Source organism: Microbacterium sp., from assembly GCF_052099035.1.
Taxonomy (GTDB): Bacteria; Actinomycetota; Actinomycetes; order Actinomycetales; family Microbacteriaceae; genus Microbacterium.
This window is the reverse complement of the sequence record NZ_JBQDSX010000088.1, coordinates 2497-9384: the sequence shown is the minus strand read 5'-3', so window position 1 is coordinate 9384 and position 6888 is coordinate 2497. Positions and strand designations below refer to the sequence as shown.

Here is a 6888-nt window from a genome sequence, read left to right as displayed (position 1 = left end):
ACCACGTCGCCGTCCTTCATGACGTAGTCCTTGCCTTCGAGGCGAGCCTTGCCCTTGGCACGAGCTTCGGCAACCGATCCGGTAGCAACGAGATCTTCGAACGAGATGACCTCGGCCTTGATGAAGCCCTTTTCGAAGTCGGTGTGGATGACACCGGCAGCCTGCGGAGCCTTCGACCCCTTGGGGATCGTCCAGGCGCGCGCTTCCTTGGGCCCCGCGGTCAGATACGTCTGCAGGCCGAGAGTGTCGAATCCGATGCGCGCGAGCTGGTCGAGACCCGACTCGTCTTGACCGGTGGATGCCAGCAGCTCCGCAGCATCCTCGGGGTCGAGGTCGATGAGCTCGGACTCGATCTTGGCGTCGAGGAAGATCGCCTTGGCCGGCGCGACCAATGCTTCGAGTTCGGCCTTGCGCGCAGCATCCGTCAGCACAGCCTCGTCGACGTTGAAGACGAAGATGACCGGCTTCGAAGTGAGCAGGCCCAGTTCCTTGATCGGCGCGAGGTCGATACCACTCACCGACAGCAGGATGCCGCGCTCCAGAGCATCCTTCGCCGCATTCGCAGCCTCGAGAACCGACGGGTCGAGCTTCTTGCCGCGAACTTCCTTCTCGAAGCGCGGAATCGCCTTCTCGACGGTCTGCAGGTCCGCGAGCATGAGCTCGGCATTGATCGTCTCGAGGTCGCCCTTCGGGTTGATCGCACCGTCGACGTGCACGACATCGTCGTCATCGAATCCGCGGACGACCTGGGCGATGGCATCCGCCTCACGAATGTTCGCGAGGAACTGGTTGCCGAGCCCCTCCCCCTCGCTCGCACCGCGCACGATTCCGGCGATGTCGACGAACGACACAGCTGCCGGGAGGATGCGCTCGCTGCCGAAGATCTCGGCCAGCACGTTCAGCCGCTGATCGGGCAGATTCACGACACCGACGTTCGGCTCGATCGTCGCGAACGGATAGTTCGCCGCGAGCACGTCGTTCTTGGTCAGTGCGTTGAAGAGGGTGGACTTGCCGACATTGGGCAGGCCGACGATACCGATAGTAAGAGCCACGGGGTAAGAGTCTACCGGGGTGCGCCTGTGCCCCTCACGCGCGGATACTGCGGTATGCCGTCGTCACGTAGGGCAGATCGATGGTCTCCTCCCAGTTCAGCCCGAGTTCGTCGAACAACGCATCCATATCTTCGTGGATGCCGCGACGCTCCCCGGCAGTCGCCGTGATGAGGTAGCTGCGCGAATCAGCCATCCGGTGCACCTGCGCGCGCGTCATCGGCCGCACCCACTCCCAACGTTCGACTTCGACACGGCCGAACGGCGCGGCGATCTGCGGCCCCTGCGACGTCGGACCATTCACCATGTTCTCGGCCGCGCTGGAGTGCATGATCTCGGTGAGCCGCCGCACCCACTCCGCGCGCTCGTCGCGGATGTTCCAGATGAGGCCGAGCACCCCGCCGGGCTTGACGACACGGCCGATCTCTTTCGATGCGGCGTGAGGGTCGACCCAGTGCCACGCCTGACCGAGCACGACGACATCCAGACCCGCGTCCGGCATCGGCAGATTCTCTGCCGTGCCACGAAACGTCGGGATGCCGGGAACAGCAGCGCGAAGTGCTTCGAGCATCGCCGGGTCCGGATCGATCGCGACGATCTCGGCGTCGGGCGCGTCGGCGAGTACGCGGGTCAACTTGCCCGTTCCTGCGCCGACATCGGCGATGCGGCGCGATCCGTGCGGCAGCTTCTCGAGCATCCAGGCCACGGCTTCGAACGGATAATCCGGCCGCGCCGCCTCATAATCGCCTGCCGCAGCACCGAAGGAAGTCGCCCGCTCATCACCCATGTCGCCAGCCTACGGCGAGTCTCCGACGTCGCACTCACGAGCAGGGAGAGAGTGAAGAGGTGCCCCTGGATTTCACTGCGATCGACTTCGAAACTGCGAACTCCAGTCCGGCCTCGGCCTGTTCTGTCGGCCTCGTACGAGTGCGCGACGGTGAGGTCGTCGCGACCGCCGGTTGGCTGATCCGCCCTCCCGCAGGGCACGATGACTTCCAGGAGTGGAACATCAAGATCCACGGCATCCACCCGCATGATGTCGCCGATGCCGCGTCCTGGCCCGAGCAGTTCGACCGCCTGTGCGCCTTTGCCGGTGCCGACGTCCTCGTGGCGCACAACGCCGGTTTCGACCTGAAGGTGCTGCGCACAGCATCCGAAGTCACCGACCTCGATTGTCCGCCGTACCGTTCACTGTGCAGCCTGCAGGTCGCACGCAAGGTCTACGATCTGGATTCGTATCGACTGCCGGTGGCTGCGGCCGCCGCAGGCTTCGCCGAGTTTTCGCATCACGAAGCACTGGCGGATGCTCGGGCCTGCGCCCAGATCGTCATCGATTCGGCCCGGCGCACCGGCGCTGCTGACGTGCACGCACTCGCGAGCGGCCTGAGCCTCCGCGTCACGGAACCGCCCACGCCCGTCGCGGTCGAACGCGCAGCCTGAGTGCTTTCTCGCGCCGCGCACGCGAGAATGACGGTATGACGAATCCTTCCGACGAGTCCCCGGTCAGCCTCGAGGTCATCGAGGGCACCTTCGATCTGGCGCGTCAGGGACGCACTGGTCCGCTCGGCGAGATGATCGACGCGGGCGTTCCGATCGACCTGCGAAACCCTCGCGGAGACACGTTGCTGATCGTCGCGACCTACGCCGAGGAGCCGCACACGGTCGCGGATCTGATCCGCCGCGGCGCCGATCTGGATGCCGTCAACGCAAACGGCCAGACCGCGATCTCGTGTGCGGTGTTCCGCAAGAACGAGACGCTGCTGCGCATGCTGCTGGATGCCGGTGCCGATCAGGATGCTGGCGGATTATCGGCGATCGCGATCGCCGACCAATTCCAGTTGGCAGAGATGCGCGTCGTTCTCGACGAGTACGCCGCGCGCTGAGACCTCCGCCGAGTGGCGCAGACCCAATGTCGGTGGCAGTGGGCATCATGGCGGTATGGATGCTCCGCTGATCGTTCTTCTCGCCGTCGCAGCTCTCGCGGTCGGTGTCGCCGTGGGGTGGTTCGCCCACGCCGCACGATCGTCTGGCGTGCAGTCCCAGACGGCCGCTGACCTCGCCCGCTTGCAGGCCGAGCTCACGGCAGCGCGAGACGACCGGGACCGGCAGTACGACCTGTACCGCGATGCCGTCGAGCACACGCGCGCCGAACAGCGCGCCGAGGCTGAACGGGTGCAGCAGCAGAATGCGGTGCTGACGGCTCTCGCCCCGGTGCGCGAATCGCTGCAGCAGATGCAGAGCAAGGTGACCTCGCTCGAGCAGGAACGCCACGCTCAGTTCGGGTCTCTCGCCGAGCAGCTGCGGCGCGCGCAGGAATCCGACGAGGCGCTGCGTGCAACTACCGAGTCCCTCGCCGGTGCGCTGCGCTCGACGTCGACGCGCGGCGTTTGGGGTGAGACCCAGCTGCGCCGGGTCGTCGAGGCCGCAGGACTCACCCGGCACGTCGACTTCGACCTGCAGTCGACGATCTCATCGGACCGCGGGCAGGGTCGCCCCGACATGGTCGTGAGGCTTCCCGGCGGCACGTCGATCGCGGTGGATGCCAAGGTCCCTCTCGACGCGTACCTCGAAGCCAGTGCGCTCGGCGGCGGAGATGCCAACGAGGCACAGCGCCGCGTGCACATGCAGAAGCACGTCAAGGCGGTGCGCGCGCACGTGGACGCACTGGCGAAGAAGGCGTACTGGTCGGGTCTCGATGCGAGCCCCGAGTTCGTGATCTGCTTCCTGCCCAGTGAATCGCTGCTCGCGGCGGCGATCGATGAGGACCCCACGCTGCTCGACTACGCATTCAGCAAGCGCGTCGCCCTCGCGTCACCGGTAAACCTCTGGGCCGTGCTGAAGACGGTGTCCTTCACCTGGACGCAGCAGGAGGTCTCAACCGAGGCACGCACGCTGCTCGCCCTCGGCACCCAGCTGTTCGATCGCCTGGGCACGGTTGCTGGCCACGCCGACGATCTGCGCCGAGCCCTCGAGCGCACGATCGACAGCTACAACAAGTTCGCCGGCTCACTCGAGAGCAGAGTGCTCGTCACCGCGCGGCAGTTCCCTGGGATCGATGCGTCAGCGCTCGATCCGGCTCCCCCGGCGATCACGACACCGACACGCAAGTTCACCGCTTCTGAGCTGACCGGTGACGACGCCACTCGCAACGAGGAAACGGGCATCGCGGCAGATCTCGGATCCGTACGAAACCGGTTGCGCGATGACGCCGATGAACGTCAGGCGCTGTAAGGCACCCAGCTGAGAGCGGCGATGACGATTCCGGACGTCAGGACGAACGCCCCGATCATCCACCAGGAGCTGATCTCGTGCCCTTCGGGACGGCGGACGCGGAAGAGGACGTCCGTGCGACGTGCCGGGTCGACGTTCGCGGGTGCCGGTGTCGCCGCTGCTGCGGCTGCCGCGAGCGCGGCCTCATCATTCGCAGAAACTCTGAGGATGCGACCGGTGTTGGTGGTGACCATTTTCACCGGAGCCGACTTCTCACCGTCGTCCGTTCGTGTCGTGGCCATGCCTCCCCCTCCTGATATCGCCGAGAAGGAACTCCTGGCGACAGGATCCATTGTGCCAGGTAACCCGGCAAATGGCAGAAGGCCCGCTTTCAGTAGCTCAGAGCCACTTCGAGACGAGGTGCTCCGATGTGATCCGTCGCAGTGTGCCCGACGCACCGCGCAGCACGACCGATTCGGTATAGACGTAGTTGCCCTCGCGGCGAACGCCCGCCACAAGCTGGCCGTCCGTTACACCGGTCGCCACGAAGATCGTGTTGTCACCCTTGACGAGTTCATCGGCTTCGTAGACGTAGTCCATCCGGAGACCGGCGTCGATGCCGCGCTGACGCTCTTCGTCATCGCGCGGCCACAGGCGGCCCTGGATGTGGCCGCCGAGCGCCTTGATCGCACACGCGGTAACAATGCCCTCGGGGCTGCCGCCGACACCGACGCACATGTCGGTGCGCGCAGCGTGGCGGGCAGCATTGATGCCGCCTGCAACGTCGCCATCGCTCATCAGACGGGTTCCTGCACCCGCTTCGCGGATCTCGTCGATGAGCTTCTCGTGACGGGGCCTGTTCAGCACCGAGACGACGATCTCGTCGACCGGCTTGCCGAGTGCCTTGGCCAGGAGGCGGATGTTCTCCCCCACCGGCAGGTTGATGTCGACGACGCCGACACCGGCGGGCCCGGTGACGAGCTTGTCCATGTAGAAGACGGTGGACGCATCGAGCATCGTGCCGCGGTCGGACACCGCGATCACCGAGAGAGCGTTCTGACGCCCTGCCGCGGTGAGAGAGGTGCCATCGATCGGGTCGACGGCGATGTCGCACTCGGGGCCGCGACCGGAGCCGACGACCTCGCCGTTGAACAGCATCGGGGCGTTGTCCTTCTCGCCCTCGCCAATGACGACTCGGCCCTGGAAGTTGACGGTGCCGAGGAACGCGCGCATCGCGTCGACGGCTGCGCCGTCAGCTGCTTCCTTCGCTCCGCGACCGATGAACGGCACAGCGCGGATCGACGCGGCCTCGGTCGCACGCACCAGTTCAAGTGCAAGATTTCGATCGGGACGCAGCGGGCTCATATCGGCCGTCAGACTCACCATGGGGCCCAGCATAGTCAGCACACGATATGAGATCGAGGCAATTTCCCCCTCACAAGCATGAAGAAATCGCGATTCTTAACACAGGGGAAGGGTGCGTGCTCGGGCGAGCTCGGGCAGCACCGTCATCCGGTCATCGCCGACGATAGAGTGAGCACTGACCCCGCTTCATCTATCGCAGGAGTTTTCATGCCCGTCGCCACCCCGGAACAGTACGCAGAGATGCTCGACCGCGCGAAGGCCGGTGGCTTCGCGTATCCCGCGTTCAACGTCTCCAGCTCGCAGACCATCAACTCCGTCCTCCAGGGCCTGACCGAGGCCGGCTCCGACGGCATCATCCAGGTGACAACGGGCGGCGCCGACTACTTCGCCGGCCACACCGTGAAGGCTCGCGCCACCGGCGCACTCGCCTTCGCCCGCTACGCGACCGAGGTCGCCAAGAACTACCCGGTCACCGTGGCCCTTCACACCGACCACTGCCCGAAGGACGCACTCGCCGGTTTCGTCGAGCCCCTCATCGCAGCATCCGAAGAAGAGGTCAAGGCCGGCCGCAACCCGATCTTCCAGTCCCACATGTGGGACGGCTCAGCCGTGCCGCTCGGTGAGAACATCGAGATCGCGCAGGACCTCCTCCCCCGCATGAAGGCGATCAACGCCATCCTCGAGGTCGAGATCGGCGTCGTCGGCGGCGAAGAGGACGGCGTCCAGCACGAGGGCTCGAACGATGCCCTCTACACGACCTTCGCGGACGTCGACCAGGCGATCCAGGCGCTGGGCCTCGGCGAGCAGGGACGCTACATCGCGGCTCTCACCTTCGGCAACGTCCACGGCGTGTACAAGCCCGGTGGAGTGAAGCTGCGCCCCGAACTGCTCGGTGACATCCAGAAGGAGGTCGCCGCGAAGTACAACACCGGCGCGAACCCCCTCGACCTGGTCTTCCACGGCGGCTCCGGCTCATCCGATGAAGAGATCGCCACCGCGGTCGCCAACGGCGTCATCAAGATGAACGTCGACACCGACACGCAGTACGCGTACACGCGTGCGATCGCCGACTACATGTTCAAGAACTACGAGGGCGTCCTCAAGGTCGACGGCGAGGTCGGAAACAAGAAGCAGTACGACCCGCGCGCCTGGGGCAAGGTCGCCGAGACAGCGATGGCGCAGCGCGTCATCGAGTCGACGCGCCAGCTCGGCTCATACGGCCAGTCCAAGAGCTGACACCCCGCGAGACACCAAAACCACGCCG

General features: G+C 65.6%; 8 protein-coding genes. 4 read left to right on the top strand and 4 right to left on the bottom strand.

Translation table 11 applies throughout. From position 1 onward, the window contains the following. A partial coding sequence (gene ychF, locus ACTIAO_RS15930; RefSeq protein WP_441907144.1) for a redox-regulated ATPase YchF occupies window positions 1–1052 on the bottom strand: 1052 nt, incomplete at its 3' end. A 34-nt stretch (window positions 1053–1086) separates the two neighbouring features. Then, window positions 1087–1836, bottom strand: coding sequence for a class I SAM-dependent methyltransferase (locus ACTIAO_RS15925; RefSeq protein WP_441907143.1), 750 nt, complete (start codon window positions 1834–1836; stop codon window positions 1087–1089). Between the two features lie 59 nt (window positions 1837–1895). Here ACTIAO_RS15925 and ACTIAO_RS15920 point away from each other — a divergent pair, with 59 nt between their 5' ends. Genes ACTIAO_RS15920 through rmuC form a run of 3 tightly spaced genes read left to right on the top strand, consistent with a single transcriptional unit; the run spans window position 1896 to window position 4280 of the window. Then, window positions 1896–2489 carry a 3'-5' exonuclease gene (locus ACTIAO_RS15920; protein WP_441907142.1) on the top strand — a complete coding sequence of 198 codons (594 nt, stop codon included), beginning with the start codon at window positions 1896–1898 and terminating at the stop codon, window positions 2487–2489. A gap of 35 nt (window positions 2490–2524) precedes the next feature. Next, the gene (locus ACTIAO_RS15915) at window positions 2525–2932 is read left to right on the top strand and encodes an ankyrin repeat domain-containing protein (protein WP_441907141.1); all 408 of its coding nucleotides are present in this window, start codon (window positions 2525–2527) and stop codon (window positions 2930–2932) included. A 55-nt stretch (window positions 2933–2987) separates the two neighbouring features. After that, entirely contained in the window at window positions 2988–4280 is a 1293-nt protein-coding gene (gene rmuC, locus ACTIAO_RS15910) for a DNA recombination protein RmuC (protein WP_441907140.1), read from the top strand. On the opposite strand, the gene ACTIAO_RS15905 is transcribed toward rmuC, so the two are convergent. Next, window positions 4268–4561, bottom strand: a complete 294-nt coding sequence (locus ACTIAO_RS15905; protein WP_441907139.1) for a hypothetical protein — start codon at window positions 4559–4561, stop codon at window positions 4268–4270. The genes rmuC and ACTIAO_RS15905 overlap by 13 nt on opposite strands. Before the next feature lie 97 nt (window positions 4562–4658). Next, window positions 4659–5645: a class II fructose-bisphosphatase gene (glpX, locus tag ACTIAO_RS15900; RefSeq protein ID WP_441907138.1), complete on the bottom strand. Its 987-nt coding sequence runs from the start codon at window positions 5643–5645 to the stop codon at window positions 4659–4661. Between the two features lie 186 nt (window positions 5646–5831). Here glpX and fbaA point away from each other — a divergent pair, with 186 nt between their 5' ends. Next, a complete protein-coding gene (fbaA, locus tag ACTIAO_RS15895; RefSeq protein ID WP_441907137.1) occupies window positions 5832–6860 on the top strand; it encodes a class II fructose-bisphosphate aldolase in 1029 nt (342 codons plus the stop codon). The last annotated feature ends 28 nt before the right edge of the window (window positions 6861–6888 follow it).